Source organism: Acidicapsa borealis (genome assembly GCF_059115245.1).
In genome coordinates this window covers 3,055,740-3,076,386 of sequence record NZ_JCACNY010000001.1, presented here as the reverse complement: position 1 = coordinate 3,076,386, position 20,647 = coordinate 3,055,740, and the positions used below count along the sequence as shown (strand labels likewise).

At 58.5% G+C, this 20,647-nt stretch carries 18 protein-coding genes; 8 read left to right on the top strand and 10 right to left on the bottom strand.

Annotated elements, in window-relative coordinates:
- Positions 1-4 precede the first annotated feature (4 nt).
- Positions 5-1,573 carry a complex I subunit 4 family protein gene (locus AC5S27_RS12650; protein ID WP_493934915.1) on the top strand — a complete coding sequence of 523 codons (1,569 nt, stop codon included), beginning with the start codon at positions 5-7 and terminating at the stop codon, positions 1,571-1,573.
- Entirely contained in the window at positions 1,570-3,054 is a 1,485-nt protein-coding gene (locus AC5S27_RS12645) for an NADH-quinone oxidoreductase subunit N (protein WP_493934914.1), read from the top strand. Before AC5S27_RS12650 ends, AC5S27_RS12645 begins: the two co-directional genes overlap by 4 nt.
- A 59-nt stretch (positions 3,055-3,113) precedes the next feature.
- On the opposite strand, the gene AC5S27_RS12640 is transcribed toward AC5S27_RS12645, so the two are convergent.
- Positions 3,114-4,259, bottom strand: a complete 1,146-nt coding sequence (locus AC5S27_RS12640) for a glycosyltransferase family 4 protein (RefSeq protein ID WP_493934913.1) — start codon at positions 4,257-4,259, stop codon at positions 3,114-3,116.
- 280 nt (positions 4,260-4,539) lie between these two features.
- Between AC5S27_RS12640 and AC5S27_RS12635 the strand changes: the two genes are divergently transcribed.
- Positions 4,540-6,729, top strand: a complete 2,190-nt coding sequence (locus AC5S27_RS12635) for a glycosyltransferase (RefSeq protein WP_493934912.1) — start codon at positions 4,540-4,542, stop codon at positions 6,727-6,729.
- On the opposite strand, the gene AC5S27_RS12630 is transcribed toward AC5S27_RS12635, so the two are convergent.
- The 7 genes from AC5S27_RS12630 to AC5S27_RS12600 all read right to left on the bottom strand — a co-directional run bounded on the left by AC5S27_RS12630 (position 6,726) and on the right by AC5S27_RS12600 (position 16,043).
- Positions 6,726-7,481 carry a DUF2334 domain-containing protein gene (locus tag AC5S27_RS12630; RefSeq protein WP_493934911.1) on the bottom strand — a complete coding sequence of 252 codons (756 nt, stop codon included), beginning with the start codon at positions 7,479-7,481 and terminating at the stop codon, positions 6,726-6,728. The two genes, AC5S27_RS12635 and AC5S27_RS12630, sit on opposite strands and share 4 nt — an antisense overlap.
- The gene (gene murJ, locus AC5S27_RS12625) at positions 7,478-8,854 is read right to left on the bottom strand and encodes a murein biosynthesis integral membrane protein MurJ (RefSeq protein WP_493934910.1); all 1,377 of its coding nucleotides are present in this window, start codon (positions 8,852-8,854) and stop codon (positions 7,478-7,480) included. The genes AC5S27_RS12630 and murJ overlap by 4 nt, the downstream gene beginning before the upstream one ends.
- A 58-nt stretch (positions 8,855-8,912) precedes the next feature.
- The gene (locus tag AC5S27_RS12620) at positions 8,913-10,130 is read right to left on the bottom strand and encodes an O-antigen ligase family protein (RefSeq protein WP_493934909.1); all 1,218 of its coding nucleotides are present in this window, start codon (positions 10,128-10,130) and stop codon (positions 8,913-8,915) included.
- Positions 10,131-10,158: 28 nt separating this feature from the next.
- A complete protein-coding gene (locus AC5S27_RS12615) occupies positions 10,159-12,669 on the bottom strand; it encodes an SLBB domain-containing protein (RefSeq protein WP_493934908.1) in 2,511 nt (836 codons plus the stop codon).
- A 281-nt stretch (positions 12,670-12,950) separates the two neighbouring features.
- Positions 12,951-13,898: an SDR family oxidoreductase gene (locus tag AC5S27_RS12610; RefSeq protein ID WP_493934907.1), complete on the bottom strand. Its 948-nt coding sequence runs from the start codon at positions 13,896-13,898 to the stop codon at positions 12,951-12,953.
- A gap of 118 nt (positions 13,899-14,016) precedes the next feature.
- Positions 14,017-15,165: a hypothetical protein gene (locus AC5S27_RS12605; protein WP_493934906.1), complete on the bottom strand. Its 1,149-nt coding sequence runs from the start codon at positions 15,163-15,165 to the stop codon at positions 14,017-14,019.
- An 89-nt stretch (positions 15,166-15,254) separates the two neighbouring features.
- Positions 15,255-16,043 carry a 3-keto-disaccharide hydrolase gene (locus AC5S27_RS12600; protein WP_493934905.1) on the bottom strand — a complete coding sequence of 263 codons (789 nt, stop codon included), beginning with the start codon at positions 16,041-16,043 and terminating at the stop codon, positions 15,255-15,257.
- Positions 16,044-16,139: 96 nt separating this feature from the next.
- Between AC5S27_RS12600 and AC5S27_RS12595 the strand changes: the two genes are divergently transcribed.
- Genes AC5S27_RS12595 through AC5S27_RS12580 form a run of 4 tightly spaced genes read left to right on the top strand, consistent with a single transcriptional unit; the run spans position 16,140 to position 18,310 of the window.
- Positions 16,140-17,498, top strand: coding sequence for a nucleotide sugar dehydrogenase (locus AC5S27_RS12595; protein WP_493934904.1), 1,359 nt, complete (start codon positions 16,140-16,142; stop codon positions 17,496-17,498).
- A gap of 5 nt (positions 17,499-17,503) precedes the next feature.
- Positions 17,504-17,812 carry an ABC transporter gene (locus AC5S27_RS12590; RefSeq protein WP_493934903.1) on the top strand — a complete coding sequence of 103 codons (309 nt, stop codon included), beginning with the start codon at positions 17,504-17,506 and terminating at the stop codon, positions 17,810-17,812.
- A gap of 33 nt (positions 17,813-17,845) precedes the next feature.
- The gene (locus tag AC5S27_RS12585; RefSeq protein WP_493934902.1) at positions 17,846-18,076 is read left to right on the top strand and encodes a hypothetical protein; all 231 of its coding nucleotides are present in this window, start codon (positions 17,846-17,848) and stop codon (positions 18,074-18,076) included.
- A gap of 12 nt (positions 18,077-18,088) precedes the next feature.
- Positions 18,089-18,310: a GNAT family N-acetyltransferase gene (locus AC5S27_RS12580; RefSeq protein ID WP_493937313.1), complete on the top strand. Its 222-nt coding sequence runs from the start codon at positions 18,089-18,091 to the stop codon at positions 18,308-18,310.
- Position 18,311: 1 nt separating this feature from the next.
- Here the strand turns inward: AC5S27_RS12580 and AC5S27_RS12575 are convergent, their stop codons facing one another.
- Positions 18,312-18,842: a Uma2 family endonuclease gene (locus AC5S27_RS12575; protein ID WP_493934901.1), complete on the bottom strand. Its 531-nt coding sequence runs from the start codon at positions 18,840-18,842 to the stop codon at positions 18,312-18,314.
- A gap of 113 nt (positions 18,843-18,955) precedes the next feature.
- Here AC5S27_RS12575 and AC5S27_RS12570 point away from each other — a divergent pair, with 113 nt between their 5' ends.
- Positions 18,956-19,384: an Hcp family type VI secretion system effector gene (locus tag AC5S27_RS12570; protein WP_493934900.1), complete on the top strand. Its 429-nt coding sequence runs from the start codon at positions 18,956-18,958 to the stop codon at positions 19,382-19,384.
- Between the two features lie 63 nt (positions 19,385-19,447).
- Here the strand turns inward: AC5S27_RS12570 and AC5S27_RS12565 are convergent, their stop codons facing one another.
- On the bottom strand, positions 19,448-20,614 hold the full coding sequence (locus AC5S27_RS12565; RefSeq protein WP_493934899.1) for an ATP-binding protein: 1,167 nt from the start codon (positions 20,612-20,614) through the stop codon (positions 19,448-19,450).
- Positions 20,615-20,647: the final 33 nt, after the last annotated feature.

Below are 20,647 nucleotides of genomic sequence, written 5' to 3'. Positions count from 1 at the left end.
GACAATGAATAGTTTCGATACCATCATCCTCTCCCTCATCCTCGTGACTCCGCTCATCGGAGCCGCGCTGATCGTGCTGCTTCCCGATCGCGGCAAAGTGTCAGCCACCATTGCGCTTCTCACCGCTCTCGTCACTTTTCTGCTGACGCTCCACCTGCCCGCACACTTCGTTTATGGTCAGACCGGGTTCCAATTCGAACAGGAAATCCCCTGGATCGCCAACCCTAACATCAGCTACTCCGTTGGTGTTGATGGCCTATCGCTTTGGCTCGTGGTACTTACCGGACTGCTCGCCCCAATCGGCGTTCTCGCAAGCTGGAAGACCATCCAGACCCGCAGCAAGGTCTTCTACTCACTCTTCCTCGTCCAGCAGACCGCGATGGTCGGCGTCTTCGTCTCGCTTGATCTGATGCTCTACTACGGCTTCTGGGAGCTCTCACTCGTTCCCATGGCCATCCTCATTGCCATGTTCGGCCGCGGTGTGACAGAGAACGGTGGACCCAAAGCAGCCCTCCGCTTCTTCCTCTATACCTTCATCCCATCCGCGCCGCTGCTTGTTGCTATCCTCTATCTCTACGCGAAGACAGGAAGCTTCCACTTCAACGCATTGCGCGTCGCCATTCTGAACGGCCAGTGCCCTGCCGAAGCGCTCTGCTGGGTAGCCTTCGCGTTCCTCATCGCTTTCGCCGTCAAAGTCCCGGTCCTCGGCCTGCATGGCTGGCTGCCGGACACATTCTCAGAAGCCCCAGTCGCCATGGGCATGATCGTCGCCGGAAAGCTCGGCCTCTACTCGCTCATCCGCTTTCACGTTGGCCTCTTCCCTGTCCAGGCCCGTCAGGCGGCTCCGTGGCTCATCGGCCTGGCGGCCATCGGCATTCTTTACGGCGCTCTGCTCGCGCTGGTCCAGAAAGACTTCTGGAAGCTGCTTGCCTATGGAACGATCAGCAGTCTGAGCTTCTGCACCCTAGGCATCTATGGCTTCACTCTTGCAGGCCTTGATGGCGCTGTGTTCCAGACCGTCAACGAAGGCGTCATCGGGGCAGCCTTGTTCGTCTTGCTCGGCGTCCTCTACGACCGCTTCGGTACCAGCAAGATCGAGACCTACGGAGGCCTTGCCAAGAAGACCCCCTACCTCGCAACTCTCTTCGTCGTCACCAGCCTGGCCATGGTCGGCCTTCCGCTGATGAACGGCTTCATTGGCGAATTCCTCGTCCTCTCGAACACTTTCACCGGCGTCAGCAAGGGCTGGGCTATCGCAGGCACTGTTGGCGTCATCTTGTCGGCAGCCTACATGCTGACGCTGATCCAGAAAGTCTTCTACGGGCCGCAGTCGAACGGCGTCATCGCCAATCCAGGTAAAGATTTGACGTTTGCCGAAAGCATCATTCTCTGGCCCCTCGCTGTGCTCATGCTGGTCATGGGTGTCGCACCAAATCTGTTCCTGCAGGGCATCGAAACGCAGGCCAGCAACTCTGTCGCCATCTCGAAAGCGGCTCCCCATCTCCTCGATTGCATGACACACCATAACTGTAAGACCGTAGTGATCTTCACCGATAAAAGAGGCCAGCAATGAACCCTGTTATCCAGCAGGTCCCTGACCTCTACCGCATCCTTCCCGAAGTTCTGCTCACCCTGACGGGCGTGCTCGTCATGCTCATTGACGCAGCCCTGCCGCCCGCCAACACCCGGCGCGGTCTCGGCTGGGTCGCCAGCTTCGGAGTCATCGCCGCCCTCTGGGCCAGCCTCTGGCAGCTCTCCCTGCCCGCCGGCACAGCATTCTCGAACACCATTCAGACCGATGCCTTCTCTGTCTTCTTCCACGTCCTAATCTGTGGGATCGTCCTGACTGCGCTGCTCATCTCGCTCGACACGCTTCCAGCCGGTCAGCATCATCGCGGCGAGTATTTCGCCCTTATGACCTTCGGCGCGGTAGGCATGTGCCTGCTGACCTCGGCGGTCGAGTTACTCGTTGTCTTCATCGCCCTCGAAATCTCCTCGATCGCAACTTACGTCCTGGCGGGCTTCCGCAAACACACAGGCAAAGGTCCGGAAGCTGCCATCAAGTACTTCCTCCTCGGCTCCTTCGCCACCGGGTTCCTGCTCTACGGCGTCGCCCTGGTCTTTGGAGCCACCGGCACGACCCAGCTCAATGATCTAGCGGCGCTCATCCCCGTCGCCAAGTCGCACTCCCTGATCCTTGCGGCCTTCGCGTTCCTTATGGTTGGGATTCTCTTCAAGGTTTCCGCAGCACCCTTTCATGTCTGGACGCCCGACGTTTATGAAGGCGCACCCTCGCCCGTAGTCGCACTGATGTCCACGGCCCCGAAGGCCGCTGCCTTCGCGCTCCTCATTCGCGTCCTCTACACGAGCTTCCCATCCATCCGGCCCGTCTGGCTGCCCCTGCTCTGGATCGTCGCCGTGCTCTCGATGACCGTCGGTAACCTCGCCGCGCTCCGGCAGGAGAACGTCAAGCGCATGCTCGCCTACTCCTCGATCGCCCATGCCGGGTACCTGCTGGCAGCGTTCGCCGGGCTCGGAACATCGGGCATCGCCGCAGCCGCGTTCTACACCGCTGCCTACGCCGCGATGAACGTCGGAATCTTCGCAGTCGTCACCGTCGTCAGCGGCTACGACGAAAAACTGCCCCTCATGGCCGACTTCCGAGGGTTGCTCTATCGCTCGCCACTGCTAGGTGGTCTGCTGCTTTTCTTTCTCATCTCGCTTATCGGAATTCCCTTTACAGGCGGTTTCTTCGGCAAGTTCTACTCCTTCTCGACCGCCGCGCAAGGCGGAGCCATCTGGCTCACCCTTATCGGCCTGCTCAACTCCGGTGTCGCCGCAGCGTACTACCTCAAGCTGGCCCTCTCCGTAGCCCAACCAGCCGCAGCCAACGCCGCTCCAGTGCCTGCTCCCAAAGTCGGCATTGCAGTAGGAGCAGCCCTCGGCCTCTCAGCTTTGGCCACGCTGATCCTTGGGGTTGCTCCCAGCCAAGTCCTCGGAGCAGCCCAGGCTGCAGCAAGCACCTTCACCACAATCCTGCCCTCAATCAAGTAGGCCGTTCAAGAATCTCTACCCCATCCTTCCTGCGTAGTATCCAGGACGGATGGGGTACGTTAACTGCCTCGGGCACTCACACCGGCCATCGCTCGGTAGAACTCGACGGTCATCCGGAGCACGCGCTCCTGCGAGTATCTCTCTGTCGCCCATCTCCGCCCTGCTTCTGCCATGCGTTTGCGCCGATCCGGATCCCACAGCAGACGTAAAGTCGCATCGGCGATCGCCCCCACGTCGCCAACAGGAACCAGTATCCCCGTGACCTCGGGATCAACCGCATCCCTGGCACCTGTGGATTCTGTTGCGATGACTGGAACTCCGGAAGCCGCAGCTTCAAGTGCCACGTTGGGAAAGCCCTCACGGTGTGTCGGCAAGACCAGAATATCCATCACCCGGTAGCAGTCCACAACGTCCGTGACGTATCCCGTATGTCGTATCCGTGGATGCTCGCGAATTCGTCGCCGCCATTTCTCCTCGAGCGCATCTTCTGCCCCATCAAACCAACCCACCAGCAACAGCCAGCAACGTGACTCCCGCCGCAGCACCAACTCAAATGCCTCAATCAACTCCGGAATGCCTTTGTCCGTAGTCAATCGTCCAACAAACCCGACGACCCAGTCGCCATCCGGGATATGGAGCATCTGCTTCATCTGGCTCAATCCGGGCGAAAACCTGTTCGTATCCACGCCGTTGCTACTGCCGTTGCCGACCATGCTCAATTTTTCGGCAGGCGCGATCTTCAATTCCAGCGCTTTCCTTAAGAGACTCTCACTGTTACAGAACACTCTGTGAGCGCAACGGGCTGAGATGCGCTCCGTTGCAAGCAGAAGTTGCTTCTTGAACCCGCTCGCCGACTCCAGCTTGAGTCCTCGCAAGGAGTAAACGCGGTGCGGCACTCTTAATGTCCAGGCAGCTATATTCCCCAGCAATCCAGCCTTGGGCGTACTGAAATCCGTGATCAACGGCCGTATCCGGTACAGGAGTGTCCACAGTTGCACCAGCGAACGCAGGTCAGCCATTGGCGCGATGCAGCGCTGCATCCGAATCGGGCACACCTTCACGCCCTCGGACTGAGCCGTTCTCAAGAGCAGACCATCGGCCCCCGGCGAGGCCATCAGAGTCACATCGAAACCAGCTTTCTGCAGGGCCCTCAATCGTCCTGTCAGCACCAGGCAGGTCTGGTCCGTCGTAACGCCGACAACCATTCGTATCGACGCCCGATCCGTTTTGCCAGAGGAGGAACCCGGCGTTCTTTGAGAGTGATGATCCGTCCCCGGCAAAACTTTAGACATACCCATACAGCCCAATTTGAATGGGAAATCGGCGGATTGAAAAGAGCAGAGCTGCAAAAGTCCCGTATCAATTCAGATGGGCTGGACCATTGCGGGAACTGTATCGGAATGGGACACGTTGCGACGAAGAACAATCAATCAACAGCAATATCGTATTCGCAAGTTATCTAGATTTGAATTCACATCAGCACTTATGCCCCCGCGAACCAAACTTCTGCTGACCATCCCACATCTCGGCGGAGGCGGCGCGGAACGAGTCACCTGGCTGCTCGCGCGCCATCTCGACCCCGTGCGATTTGAAGTTCATCTCGCGCTCATCACAGCAGACAAACCCGGCTCACAGCCGCTGCCGGAAGAAGTTCGCCTCCATCGCCTGAATGTCGCCCGAGTCCGCTCAGGTTTGCTGCCTCTGTTGCGTCTTATCCGCACCCTGCGGCCCGATGTCGTTCTCTCTAATATGGCGCATTTGAATTTTCTGATCTTGCTGTTAAAGCCATTGCTACCCAAGCAAACTCACATTCTGATCCGCCAGAACAGCACCGCCTCCAGTTCCGTCCGTAACCGGATTGAGCGACTCTCATACCGCTATCTCTACCCCCTCGCGGACGCCATATTGTGCCAATCCCAAGCGATGGCGGACGACCTGGCAATCCGCTTCGGAATTGTGTCAAAGAAACTCGTCATCCTTCCCAATCCAGTTGAATTCCCGCTTCCGATCCGCGAAACAGCGATCAGCCCGATGCTGCTGGCGGTAGGCCGCCTCGCTCCAGAAAAGGGTTTCGATCTCCTGCTCTCGGCCTTCGCTCAGCTTCTTCCAGACCATCCCAGCCTGGAACTCACCATCCTCGGCCAAGGTCCCGAAGAAGGGCAACTTCGTGAGCAAGCCGAGGCTCTTAACATCGAGTGGAAAGTTCACTTTCCCGGTTACACGGACCCCGCGCCCTACTTCGCAAGCGCGACACTCTTCGTCCTGCCATCCCGGCACGAAGGCATGCCCAATGCACTCCTCGAAGCTGCAGCGCATGGCCTCCCCATCGTCGCTACTCCATGCTCTGAAGGCGTGAAAACACTGCTGGACAATCAACCTGGCACCTGGCTCTCCCAGGGCACCAGAGCCGAATCCCTCGCGAAGACTCTCCATCATGCGATCTCTGAGCTGGAAACTTCGACAGGCCGGTTCCAACATACCTTCCTGGCTCCATTCCGTCTCGAAAGCGCAATAGCAGGCTACGAAGCAGAAATCAGCCGCCACGCCCCGTCCACCCACCTTGCTCTCATCCTCCCCACCATCGACCAGATTGGTGGTGCCGAGAAGCAGGTTCTTCTCCTGGCCGGGGGATTTGCCGCCCGAGGCTGGCGGGTCACGCTGATCGCGCTCAGTGGCACCGGCCTCGCTCAGAAAGACACCTTGGCTGCAGCAGGCATCAGCTTCCTCTCGCTGGCTATGCGCAAGTCATGGATCGACCCTCATGGCTGGCTTCGCTACCTTCGCTGGGCTCGCAGCAACCGTCCGCGCATCGTCCACAGCCACCTTGCTCACGCCACGTGGTTCGCCCGTTGCATGCGTCTGCTGTTGCCAGTATGCGTCCTCATCGACACCATCCACACCAGCCAAACCGGCAGCGTAGCCAAGCAGCGTGCCTACCGCATCACCGGCTTCCTCTCAAACCAGGTCACGTGCGTAAGCCGCACAGTCTCGCAAGCGGTAACAACCGCCAGAATCGCCCCAAACCATAAAAACTGCATCCTCCCGAACGGCATTCTGGTGCCAAAATCGGCAACTGCGGATGCCCCGTCGCTACCCGCCGCTGCAGACGATTTTGAGCGCAGTCCATTCCGTTGGATTGCCATAGGACGCCTTGTTCCGCTCAAAGACTACCCGACCCTCATGAAAGCCGTGGTGCAACTCCCCACCACAACCCATCTCACCATCCTCGGCTCTGGCCCGGATGAATTGTCTCTTCGCGCCCTCGCCAAAGAACTACAAATCGCAGAGCACATCGAATTCGCAGGCTTCCAGCCCGACATTCATCCATGGCTAGCGCAGGCGGACGCGTTTGTTCTGAGTTCCCTTTGGGAAGGCCTGCCTGTCAGCGTCCTCGAAGCCGCATCCGCCGGTCTACCCATCGTTGCCACATGCGGCCCCGGAACCAGCGAAGCTGTTCCGCCAGGGGGCAAGCTGGTTCCGATCAGCAACCCGGAAGCCCTCGCCACCGCCATGGCGGAGATCATGGCGCTCTCCGAAATCGAGCGGCACGCCCTCGGGACAGCAGCCCGGCAGTTCGCCTCGTGTAACTTCGCGTTACCGCTCATCCTCGATCGATGGGAAACTCTCTATCACCGGCTCCTCGCCGAAAACCCAACGCCATCGCGCATGAGCTAGTGGCGAGCCAGCATTCTTCTTCGCAGTCGGCTAACGGCAATCCGGGCCAGCATCCACCGGTGAAACATATGGTCGCGCCAGCCGCGCCTCCGTGAAATTCCGTTCTCTACCACGGCATCCACGGAACAGAAGGACTCCGCAAACCGGCCTAGAAAGTTCCCTAGTTCCTCTACCGCAGCGTCCGAAGCGGTATTTGCATGCAGGCAGATCGTCCACACGCCATCCCGCTTCTCCACCGGCGCCCAGAGCTGCTGCGGAATCCAGGTCACTCCATGCTCCAGGAATGGCTCTCTAGCAAAACCATCGGAAACGAGAACGATCCCCTCTTCCCGCAGAACCTCCAGTGTGACGCGGTCAAAACCATGCCGCGGAGCCACCCATATCCGCGGGTCGAGTCCGTTCGCCCGCAACATGGACAATCCAGTGTGAATCCACTCCAGTTGCCTATCCTTTGCGACACCTGCAAATTCTGTATGTTTGTGCAGAGGAATCAATCCGCCACCGGTTCCTTCGCAAACATGGCAAAAGCCATGAATCCCAATTGTGGCGCCAGAAGCCTGGAGCCGTCGCATCCGTTCCCAGAACGTTGGATCAGCCTCTCCCCGCACCAGTTCAGAATCCCGGTTATCCGGCACGACCGCCAGGATAGGCCTCATGCGATGCTGCTCAATGAGCCGCTCGAACCGCAGCCACTGCTCCAGATCCATCGTCGGACACAGATCGTCGAAACGCAGCAGATATCGCGCACTCAAGTGACACCCTCCGCTTCTGCCTCAGGGGGCGGCAACAGCCGGTAAGCCCACCACGCCAGAAAGACGAAGGTGCTCACAGTCCACAGGGAAGTAGCCAGCGCAATCCCGGCGACCCCGTACCACCGCATGAGCAGCAGGTTCAACACCACGTCCAGCACTAGATTGATGATGCCGCAGTAAAGGATTAGCTTCGTCCGCCGGATCGCCACCAGGTACCGGTAAAACACCCGGCTAACGATATAGAACGGCAGCTGGATCGCGTACATCGCCTGCACAGGCGCGACCGCTGCGGTATCCGCTGCCGTGAATGCACCATGCTGAAATGTCAATCGAATGAGCAGCCGCGACCCAAGGATCATCGCCACCGCCACCGGCACTGAAACCAGAGCCGTGATCCGGACGTATGTGTTCAACGTGTGCCGGCACCCTGCCCAGTTTCGCTGCGCCACCATTTGGGAAAAATAGGGTGTCACTGCAGTCGCGATCGCTCCGGCTAGCAGGTTCAACACCACACTCACAAACCGGTTCGCGTATACCAGCGTCGAAACAGACCCAGAAGGCAATGCCGCCGCCATCCCCTGATCCACTAGCAGCCCACTCGAAGCCACCAGTCCGCTCAAGAGGATCGGACCATACTGCCCCGCCACCTCTCGCACGGCCGGCCGTATCGCCTCGCTCGCTCCATGCCAGTACAAACGGAAGCGATATCCGTGTGTCTCCATCATCCAGACCATCAACCCCGCGTGGATCGCTGCCCCGGCCACATTCGTCCAGACCAGCGACCACACCCCAATGCGCGGCGCCAGCAGCCACGCTCCCAGCATGATCGTCAACGGCGTCACGACCGGCACGATGGAAGGCCAGGCGAACCGCTCAAACGTGTTCATCACTGCCGTGCAATTGGAAGCAATTCCAGCAATCAGCACCACTGGCAGCAGTCCGTAAAACAGCCGTTCCGTCAGCAGCAACTTGTCCGGCGAAAAATGCTGCACCATCAGCGGAAAGAACAGTCGAGCCGCCAACCCCATGGCCAGCGAGCCACCAGCAAGCAGCAGACAGGTCCACGCCATTGCACTTGAAAGCAGCTCCTGCGCCCGGTCATGCCCCTGTTGCTCGCGCACCTTTACGAGGGTCGGAATCAGCGCCTGGTTCATCGACTCCGAAAACAGATTTACCAGCAGCCCCGGGATCAGGAAAGCAATCAGAAACGCATCCATCCCGTCACTGCGCCCGAACGCCCCGGCAACAACGAATTCCTTGATCGTTGCCACGACCTTCACCAGCACACTTGCCAGCGTCACAATGGCAGCAGCTCGAAAAATGCGCTGGTTCACGCTCAGCCCACGCAACGGGCCGGAATCGGAACTAGGCATCACACTCGAACTGTCGGAAGGTGAAGTCATCAGGGGAGGAATCAGACCTAACACCACTCTATCGAACGGCCTCTATCTGCGACGCAAGTTCCATGCGCTCCACTCCTGAAAACAGACGTTCCATCGCGTAAGGCTTCTCCGCCGCCAGCCGCCCGGCAACCGCCATCGCTCCAAACAGGAGCCATGTCACGCGATTCTCCTCGACCGAACCCACCATCGAGGTCATTCCCCAAACTACGAGCACGCTGCCCAGCGCGATCCGTAACAACCCCGCGGTCCGCCACACGGCCGCTACTGCCACAATCACAATCCCCAGAAATAGAGCCAGCCCGGCGACTCCGCCCATGACCATCACGGCCATCACTGTGTTGTGAGCTGTATCTCCAGGGGCGAGCTTTGCCGCCGCGGCGTAGGTCCCTGCACCATACCCCCACCACGGCGCCTGCACGAACGCCCGCCACCCCGCGCTCCAGATTCCGAGCCGGTCGTTCAGATCCCCGCCGCCGACCTCTTGCGGAATCGTAGCGAGACGCTGCAGTGAGTCTCCCGGCACGTAAGCCCAAAGAGCTGCCGCAGTCACAGCCAGCCCAGTAAATACACTGGAAGCCGATCGGGGCCGCCAGCTGAGCAGCAACACCGCCGACCCCAGCAGAGCCGCCATCGCCCCTGAGAATCCGCCCCGGGAAGCGGTTAGTAGTACCGCCAGCAGGCCGACGGGCACATAGAGAATTGCCATCAGCCGGACATACCACTGCTCCTCGATTGCAAACAGCAGCGCGGCCAACGGAAACCCCAGGTCAAGAAACCGCGCCACATCGTTCGGATCGGATCCCTCTGCAAAGAAGCGGACCTGCTCCGCTGCTGCCGCATCCGCAGAGAGATAACTCACCATTGTCAGTACGGCCAGCACCCAGCATCCAGCGACGAATGCCCGCATGACTCCGCGCAGCCCTACCGGCGACGCCACCACCTCCCAGGCAATCCAGACAACCATCATCACCTGAAAATACGCTCGCATCTTTTCCAGCGTCGCAACCGGATCAACCGTCCAGAAGTAACTCGCCGCGAAGTAGAGATACAGGCTCAGCACCAGCCATTGCATTGGGCCGGGCATCCGCATTCCCCAACGCCAAATTACCACCGCAACCGTACCCGCCAGTAGCAACAACCCGAGCACCCGCGCCACATTCCCGAGCGGCTCGCCAAGGTCAAGCGAGTACTCCCATGGCACAGCAAAGCTGTACAGCATCAGCAACCCAAGACAAACTCGCCGCACAGCCACCCCCTGTCGCTCAACTCTGTGGTCAAAACCGTTGCGAATACACCAAACCCGCGTAGATTGAAACTCCGATCGCCGACTGGATCGCAGACTCCAGCGTCTTGTTCATGAGCGCCTTGGTCGCCGAATCTGGCACGAACAAAATATCCCGGTCACGCACCGGCTGATCGGGATCCTCCCCGCGAATCATGCGACGTAGATTTAACGTCGTCAGTGTCCGCCCACCCGCCTGGTCGCGAATCAGGACCGCTTTCGAGAACGAAGCATTCGGTGTCGTCCCCCAGGCCAGCGAAAGCGCCTGGACCACGGTCAGCCCCTGTACGGGATCCACCGCAAACCCGCCCGGCCGCACCACATCCCCAATCACGTACACCAGCCCTGCACGGCTGACCATCACCGTATCTCCAGGCAAGAGCTCGGGATTATGCTCCGTCTTGATATCAGTCCCGCTCGGGTCAAGCACGAACGGATACACCGTCTTGGCGTCGTCACGATGCAACACAGTCACCAGGCGTCCCGCATTGGCGGTCAACCCACTTGCCGTAGAAATCACATCCAGCAGCCGGTGATGCAGCGTGTACGGATATACGCCTGGCCGCGCCACTTCGCCCATCACACTCACATCCTGTCCTACCGCATTCGTCACCAGCACTGACACCTGCGGGTGCAGTAGGAATTCTCCGTCAACGAAGGCCCTCTCAACTGCCCGGGAAGCCTCCTGCTCCGACAACCCCACCAGCTTTACCTGCCCCAGCATGGGCAGATGGACCGTCCCATCCGAGGCTACCCTTACAGCCGACCGAAACTCAGGCGTATGAAATTCGCTGATCTCCAGGAAGTCTCCCACCCCAATTGGCAGCGCCATTGCCGACCCAAGAAGTCGCGCTCCCTGATCCGGCTCTGTTGCTGCCGGAGCCAAAGTATTCCAGACAGGCGGCGAATCCTTCGGGTTCGGGGTTCGCGGCACGGGTGCATCCAAAGGCACCTTCACCACCCCACTCGGCAACCCCTGCGTATTCGGCGTAGGCGCCTGCGCCCAGCCCTTTGCCCCAACGAAACCGAGCAGCAACAATACCGTCGCCGCCACTTTCAGTGGCCGCCAGCGGTCCAGTCCAACCACCGCCGCCAATGACACCCAGAATCCTGTAAACAGCGTAATCGCCAGATAAACCGGAAGATCCGGCGCGACCGGCTTGAACGGCTCGCGTGCCCAGTCCACCACCACGATGCTCGAAGCGTGCACGCCGGCCGATAATCCGGCCTCCTGAATCCGCCTTCTCAGTCGCGAACAAAGCTCCCGCCCCGCCTGCACCTCTTCATGCAGCACTGCGTACTGAATCGCCGCGTCATTCTGCTTTACACCCTCCGCCATGCGCGACTCAACCTGGGTCTTTAGCAGTGCCTCTCGGCCCGCCGCAGCCTGCCAGGTTCTCCGAAATGCCTCCACCAGGTTCGCGTCTTCCGCACTGATCTGCGCATTGATATCCGCCCGCGCGCGCTCCAGTTCCACAACCCGCGGAAACTTCGGCCCATGCTCAGCCTTCAGCTCCGCCAACTCGACACCGAGATCGCTCGACTTTGTTCGAAGCTGCTGTACCAGCGACGCCCCGCCGGGCCCCATCTCAGCCTGTAATTCCGGGTTTGCCGCCAACACCAGCTCGGGATTTCCCGCCTGTGCTTCCCGATAAAGCGCCTCTCGCAATATCCGGTCTCCACTAGCCGCAGCCAGCAGCCGTCCGGCTTCGTCAATCTGGATCGCCGTGGGATCATGGAGAGTTTCTACAGGCTGCCCACCGGGCACCGTCTGCTGTGTTGTCGTGAACCCATGCTGACGTTCGAAATCCGCCAGCCGACGCTCCTTGCCTTGCACATCCGAGGTAAGCACATCCAGCTGCCGCTGCAACCACTCTGAACCCTGTTCAGTTGCCTCCAGCCGGGTTTCGCTCTCAATCTCCATGTAATCGCGAATTACCGCATTGACCACCTGAGCCGCCAATGCCGGGTCTTTGCTGCGAAACCGGAGCTCAATCAAGAATGTCCGCGGCATGGTCCGAACCATCAGCCGCTTCTCAAACGAATCCAACAGCAGACTTCGTTGCTCCGCTGTAGCGTTCCCGTACTGAAATCCTCCAAACCGCCGCACAAAGGACCGGTTAAACGCCTCGGATTGATAGAGCCGCTCCTCGCCGATCACCCGCCACGCCAGCCGCTCACTGCGAATCACATTCACCAGGGTCTCCAACTGCAGCGGTGTGCTCAAAATCGAGGCCGGAGCAAACGCCTCGGCCCCGTCTACGCTGAGCGTAGAGACAGCCTGCATCCGGAGCGCCACCTTACCGGAAGCCTCGTATTGGTTCGGCGCGATGAGGCAATACAAGAAGCACAGCACCACCAACCCACCCATCAATCCCAGGAATACAGACGAGCGCCGCCGTACCGCTCCGGTCAGCTTCCGAAAGGAATACAGTTCTGCTCGCCGCGCACTATCCTGCGGCAGAGCAATACGCTTATTGTCAGTTCCAGGAAAATCCGCCACGCAGCAAAGTCCTCAAGCCAGCAAACCACCAGCAAGGTCAGTACGCGCAGATTGGGAAGAATCAAACCAAATGCAGCAAAGTGAAAGTGCAGCCAGTGTCCCGCATTCGAACAATTCCGTCAAATCTATTTTTCAAAAACCTAATTTGTGCGCTCGAGATGGCACGTCTGCCCACCTCCGCCGCGCTTCCGAGGGAACCCCAACGACATGCCCTAGTCGTTGGCGAGGTGATTCAGGTGGGACCAAATTCGCGCCAGGCGTGAAAAGCTATTCCCTGTTCCCTAAGCCCTGTTCCCTGTACTTCGGTACCACGCGACGGTTTGCCGCAACCCATCCTCAAAGCTCACCGAAGGCCCATATCCCAGCAGCTCCCCAGCCAGAGAAATATCTGCGAGCGAGTGCTTGATATCCCCGGCCCGCTCCGGCGCATAGTGGACTGGACCAGCATAGCCGGTAATCCCTCGCAATACTTCGACGACTTCATTCAGCGTGATCCGCACTCCGGTAGCCACATTCATGACCCGCCCAGAAGCCTTTTCCGCCGGGGCAGCGGCCGCCAGCAAGTTTCCTTCGACGGTGTTCTGAATGAAGGTGAAATCCCGGCTCGTCTCCCCGTCCCCATAGATCGTGGGAGCCTCACCAGCCAGCATCTTCCGGCAGAAAACGGCCAGCACTCCCGAGTACTGCGAGGTCGGGTCCTGATACGGTCCAAAGACATTGAAGTAGCGCAGAGCCACCGTTTCCAGCCCATAGACCCGCGTAAATGACCGCAGGTAATACTCCCCCGTCAGCTTTGCTACCGCATACGGCGAGATCGGATCGGGAAGCATTCCCTCGTGCTTCGGTAGCGTCGGTGTATCCCCATAAGCAGAAGAAGAAGCGGCATACACCACACGCCGCACCCCTGCTTCCTTTGCCGCCCAGAGCAGCTGCACCGTGGCATCCACACAGGCCACGTTCGATCCCACTGGATCGATCACTGAACGAGGCACGGAAGGCAGCGCGGCCTCGTGGAAGATAATCTCCACTCCCTCACAAACCCGCCGGCAAACCGATGGATCAGCCAGATCGCCTTCAACAAACTCCATCGCCTCAAGCCCCACCAGATTCTCGCGCTTACCGGTGGAGAAATTGTCCACCCCCCGTACCGAATCCCCGCGCCCCAGAAGCGCAGCAGCAATCGACCGCCCAATAAACCCAGCCACTCCAGTTACCAAATACTTAGCCAAACCACACTCCTCAATAGACCACTCCCCAGCATACAACCGGCCATCGAACCGATACAGGCACCCAAGACAAAGCCCCGCGACTCAGACTGAGCCACGGGGCCGCATCGAATGTTGGAAATCAGTTCACAGTCTCTTCCCGCTGCGTCACCAGGTCCGTGTCCACCAGTCGAAGTTGCACTGGCAACCCGCCTACAGAAGGCGCTGCCGTCCGGGCAATGCTCTCGAAAGCCGCCACACTCGTAGGCCTGTTCCATGCCCCCTGATTGACTGCAAAGGACATTGTCGTGACCCCTGCCTCCTTGTTGATCGACACGTAGAAATTCTTGCCTTGCAGATAGTCCTGGTCCTTCAGCGACTGCCCAAAGGCGCGTGCATCCGCTTCGGTCGCCGTTCCCTTGTAGACAACGGCATCCCCCTCGCCAATCGCCACCCGGCCAACTGTTCCCTCCTTCTGTACTTCCTTCTCTCCGTTCAGCAGCTTCACATGGATCGGCATTCCGCCCACGGTCGGCGCCGCCCGACGGAAGATATCTTCAAACGTCTCCAGCATCCCCGGCTTGTTCCACATGCCTTCCTTCAGGATGATCGAAATGGTAGTACCGTCGGACGCCTTTTTCAGAAAGACATTCGCACCCTGATCCTGCAGCAGCCCCTGCGTCTTCAGAGAGTCGCCGAGAGCCTGCGCTTCATCCTTCGTAGCTGTCCCTGCATAGTAGATTTGATCGCTCGTCCCAATCGTCACCTTCGTCTTCGTCAACGATGGCAGCAGCGGTAGCAGAACCAGGCCCATCACAAGCGTCAGGAACGCCATTCCAACGCCAAAGCCAATCCACTTCGTCGCAAGCTTCCCGCCCGCGTCGACATGCTTGGCAATCGCTGGCCCCTGCAGCCGCTCTGCTACTTGCCGCATCGCCACAATCAGCCCAATCGCAATCGGGTACTGCACGCCATGCGGAATCACAAAGCCAAGCCCTGCAGCAGCCGCCATCACAGCAGCGCCACAAAGGTACGAAGACCAGGCCTTCCCCTGATCCCCCAGCCGCTGATAGTTGAGTCCCAAGAGAATCGAACCCGCCAACGGTCCGCCAAGGAACGAAGCAAGCGTGATATTGCCCACATCGAACAGCTTGTAGCGTGGCTCCCCGAATTGCTGGCTTACGCCCCACATCGAAGGTGCCTGGGCGGCCTGAGGTGAGTACTGCTGCGCGTACTGCGGCGCATTCGGTGGAGGCGGCGGTGGCGGAAACGGGTTCGAATAGTTGGACATAACGGTAGCGCTCCTCAATCCCATCGCTCAAGATGAGAATCTACCTCTATATGCGCAAAATCCTCGCGAACCCGCTCAAAAATTAGTGACTATTTCAGCGAGGCGATCTCCAGTCCGCGATAATAGGTCTCCGCGCCCTCGGTCTGGAACAGAATCCGTCCCTTCGTCGAGTTCAACTCGGTACCTTCATTCACAAGCTTCCCATTGACGTAGTACCAGACGTGGTCGCCCTTCACGACCAGTTCCAGCAGATTCCACTCGCCATGAGCCTTCTCCACCTCGTTCACCGGATCGCGATACCCCGTCACATCCTTCCAGGGGCCGCCGCCAAACCGCTGCGACTTCACATATTCCTTCGGTCCCGGCGCGTCCTCGCTGGCCACTTCCACACCCTTCACTTTCAGCGCAGCGCCCTTTACCAGCCAGATATCACCTGTTCCGCCTTCCTGGATCTGGAACTCAAACGCGCGCGGCCACGTATCCTTCGGCACTTCCAGCAGCGGCTCCGAGATGTGGTACAAAATCCCGCAATCCCGCGCCTTGCCGATCTTGTCCTGGTACGTCTTCTCGCCCCACTTGAACTCGGCGCGAAGATAGTAGTTTTCATAGGACTTCAGCGTTACGATGCCGCCAAAGTCATTCCCAGAAACATGGATAACACCCTTCTCCACGGAGAAGACATGGTCAGGGTCGCGGTTCATCCCTTTCGACTTCAGCATGATGTCGAAACCGGTAAGATCCTTCCCGTTAAAGAGCCGCTCCATCTTGCCATGCGCAGGAATATCCTTGGCCCCCTGCGCCAGTCCCATTCCCGAAGCCAACCCCGCAACCAATACAGCCGAGAGCAAAGCTCCAGCAAAACGTAACGAAGACCGCATCCCATCACCTCGTCTACCAAACCTACACGCAAACCACCCAACCAAGGCAAGCATCTGGTGAACCCAGTATTCCCACAGCCGTACAATAAGAAAGACATGACCACCGCCACGCCCGCCCCAGCCCCGACCCGCCTAGAAGCTCTTAAACGCAAATTTGAAACCCGCGAAGCCCGCATCGGCATCGTCGGGATGGGCTATGTAGGCCTCCCGCTCGCGCTCCTCTTCTCTGACGAAGGCTTCCGCGTCACCGGCTTCGACATCTCTGCGGAAAAGGTCGAAACCCTCAACTCCGGTGGCAGTTACATCGTCCGCATCCTCCCCGAAGCCATCCAGCAAGCCCAGAAATCCGGCTTCTGCGCGACCAGCAACTACGCCGACGTGGCCGAGATGGACGCCGTCATCATCTGCGTCCCCACTCCGCTCAACGAGTACCACGAGCCCGACCTGAGCTACGTCACCGGCACTGTCGAATCCATTGCCCCTTGGGTCAAAGAGGGACAGCTCATCGTCCTCGAAAGCACCACCTACCCTGGCACCACGGAGGAACTGGTAGTCCCTCGACTCGAAGCCGGAAACAAGCTCAGCCTGAAAGTAGCGCGGACCACAGAAAACAGCGGCCTCCACGTAGCCTTCAGCCCCGAACGCGAAGACCCAGGCAACGACACCGTCGCCCGCCACGATATCCCCAAGGTAGTAGGAGGCTGCGGCCCCGTTGCTTCGGAGCTTGCCGCCGCCATGTACGGCAGCATCTTCCGCCGCGTCATCCCCGTCAGTTCGCCGTCAGTTGCAGAGATGACCAAGCTGCTCGAAAACATCTACCGCTGCGTCAACATTGCCCTGGTCAACGAGCTCAAGCAGCTCTGCATGAAGATGGGCATCGATATCCATGAAGTCATCGACGCAGCCAAGACCAAGCCCTTCGGCTTTCAGGCCTTCTACCCGGGCCCCGGCCTCGGCGGTCACTGCATCCCCATCGACCCTTTCTACCTGAGCTGGAAGGCCAAACAGTACGACTTCCACACCCGCTTCATCGAGCTCGCAGGCGAAGTCAACACCGCTATGCCCTACTTCGTCATCGACCAGATCGCCGCCGGCCTCAACGAGCACAGCAAAGCCATCAAGGGCAGCAAGATCATGGTCCTCGGCCTGGCGTACAAACGCGACATAGACGACCTCCGCGAATCGCCCAGCCTGACCATCCTCGAGTTACTCCGCGAAAAGGGCGCCAAGGTCAGCTACAACGACCCGTACTTCCCAAAGGTAGGCCACGGCCGCCACTACGCCCTTAACATGACGAACACATCGTTGGATAACTTAGGCAGCTATGACGCAGTCGTCATCGTCACCGACCACACGACCTATAACTACCAACAGATAGTCGACGAATCGAAGTTAGTCATCGACACCCGCAACGCCACCAAAGGCATCGTCAGCGAAAAAATCCTCCGCTGCTGATCGATATGAGATATCAACTTGTTTTACAATTCCGGGCATCCAGCGTAGACGATTACGACAACCTGATCGAATTGGAAGATGCATTGATCGCGATGCCGGCTCGGGAATTCGAAGTCGATGGCCATGATATGGGGTCTAAGGAGTTCAATAGTTTCCTCTTTACGGACGATCTCGAGAGTGCCTTCGCACAAGTGGAAAGGGTCATCGAGCGTAAACAGTCAAGACAGCCAATCAAAGCGGCATATCGAGCCGTCGGTACAAAGGATTTTGTCTTCCTTTGGCCACCCAATCTACAAGACTTGAATGTTGAATAGAAATCGACTCTTCATCATCAGGAAAGGAGCTAAGTGTCGATACAGCCCATCATCCGCCCAGTGACACAGGAAAACGACAGCCAATGGCTAACCCTCTGGCAGGGCTACAACAAGTTCCACGGCCAGCAAGCCGAAATCGCCCTCCCCGAACCCATCACCCAGGTGACCTGGTCTCGTTTCCCTGAACCAAATGAGCCAGTCCACGCCCTCGTAGCCGAGCAGGATGGTGAACTCGTAGGACTCGTCCACTATTTCTACCACTGAACCACTCTATCTATTTCCCAAACCTGCTACTTGCGTGACTTATTCACCTCAGAAGCAGTAAGAGGCCGAGGCATAGGCAGACAGTTAATACAATCCGTAAATGAAGAAGCGCGAAAAGCTGGAGCATTCCGAGTCTACTGGTTAACTCACGAAACTAACAAAACGGCTACGTATTTATATAACAAACTAGCCGAAAAATCTGGCTTCCTGGTTTACAGCAAATCACTCGAATAATTTATCTATCCAACTCAGCAAAGACCTCGTTCAGAACCACCCGAATCGGCGTTCCGTCCACAGTAAGTTCTCCCGTTTCAACCAAGTGAAACCCTCCTCGATCCGCCCACCAGGCCACACGCTTCTTCGGATCGAAAACCCAGATATGTTCCACCCCAAACGCCAGGTACTCGTCGGCCTTCTCCTTCAAATCCCCAAGGCTGTCATCAGGCGAGAGTATTTCGATCGCAATCAACGGTGGTTGATCCAGCACACTCTCAAATTGCACCCCGGCCCGCACCACGAGCACGTCCGGAATCCGGAAACTCTTCAAAGCCACCCGAGTCCGTAATTCCGGATACACCTCAACTCCCCAAGCCACACGATTGAGCATGAAGAGAAAGCCCAGAAACATCTGCAGCCGAGAATGCCCTTTATCTCCCACATTCCGCTCCACTATGCGCCCATCAATATACTCGCAATCCGGGCTGTAGCTCGTCCGCAGATACTCGCGCACCGAAACGTATGTCTCGTCAATCGGTAAAGTCGCCATACCATCAGTATCCTCTCATTTCAACCATCCGCCAATCCCCGAAATTCACTTGCCATCCGCCCCTGGCCCCATTATTGTTCCCCCATTGCTGTAACTTTCCCGAAAGGATATCTATGCGGAAATTGGTTTTACCTCTTGCTCTCGCTTGTCTCGCGCTCTCAGCGCCCGCCGCCCAGGCCGCTCACATCACCTGCAATAACTCTGGCCAAGTCCCCAACGCAAACCTGCTCAGCTACGATTTCAGTATCGATGTCGCTGTCAGCAACACAGGGTCGGGCGGTAGCGCCAGTAAAGCCACGACCAGCCTGTCTGTCACCGTGCCCCTTGACGCAAGCGCCGTAGCGCTCAGCCAGTTTGTTGCAGCAGGCAAACACACTGCCTCCTGCACCATCAGCGATTCAGGTTCGCCTATCGAACTCGTACTGTCTGATGTCGTTTTTTCGAAGTTCGAAATCGTCAACGGACCAACGTCCACTGGAAAGTTGAGCAGTGCAGTCCTGCTCAATCTCAGCTACTCCAAGTACGCCTTCACTGGAATCTAACAGCGACACCTGTCCGGCTGCTGACGCCGGCAGCCGGACCCTTACAACCAGCGTCACAGACCCTCAAGGAAAAGCAATTCGGGCGGCAATAAACACGCGCCGCACTAGCTTGCGTGCCCGCTTCGGTAGCATCCGTTGCGAAAACGGCATCACTAACCGGGCGCATATCTGTCGCAGTACCAGGCTTCGGTCATCCCAGGGAATAAACCGCCAGACGCTGAACCGGTTCACGAGCAACTCCCAGGGCTGAACGCGCAGAAAATGCGCCATCTGCACTGGCTCGCAATCGGAGCCATCGCCCAGGCCTTCCCGGCATAGAGTTTGTCCTGCCACGAACCAGCCGCGAATCCTTCCCGCTGCATCCTCGCCGTAGAACCTCGACATATCAACCCACGCATTCGGACGCATATCCGCCTCAAAGTAGTACCGTCCCGAACCATCCGCAGCGTCCATGCAGGTGATGTTCACGCATCCATTCCCATCCAGTGCAAGTCCCAGCCGCTCAAGCTCGTCAAATACGGCATCCTCCACCAGCGGCAAAGGAAAGAACGTTCGTACCGCCGACACCGCCTGCGATTCCCGAATCGACCGCTCCACGCGGGAATACGCAAAATGCACCAACTTCCCGTCGAAATAGATCGCCGAAAGATCCAGCTCTCGGCCAGCAATCCACCGTTGCACCAGCAACGGCCGCACTCCGAAAAGTCTTTCTAGCGCTCGAATCTCTTCCTCACACGCGCAACGATGAACCCCAAATCCCCCACGATCGGAGTCCGTCTTGATCAGCACCGGATAACCAAGTTGCGCGGCCGCCGCCAGGGCCTCCTCAAGACTCCCCGCCACCCGATACGCCGGTGTTTGCACCCCACCCTCGGTTAAAGCTTTGGAAAGCCCGATTTTGGAGTAAATGTGGTCGAACCGGTCCGTTCGAGATCTGGCCAGATGCCTGGGTTCCCTTCCCTCGGGCCAATCCAGTCGACTCAACTTCCAAAGCGTCGGATCGTCGCACGCAATCACCCAATCATAGGGCCGGTCGCGACGGCTGATGCGTTCCCACGCCAGCTCTATCATGGCTTCCGCTGAATCGAGACGATCGACCTTCCGAACAAACCGGCTCGCCTCGGGCAGCCCACTGGTTGTAATCACGTCCACCGCAAAGCCAGCTCGGGCTAGCAGGAAAGGAAGGGGCCCGATCAGAATGCTCGCCTCGCCAACCACACATGCTTCCATCGACCCGCCAAATTCTGTAATAACTTGTTTACA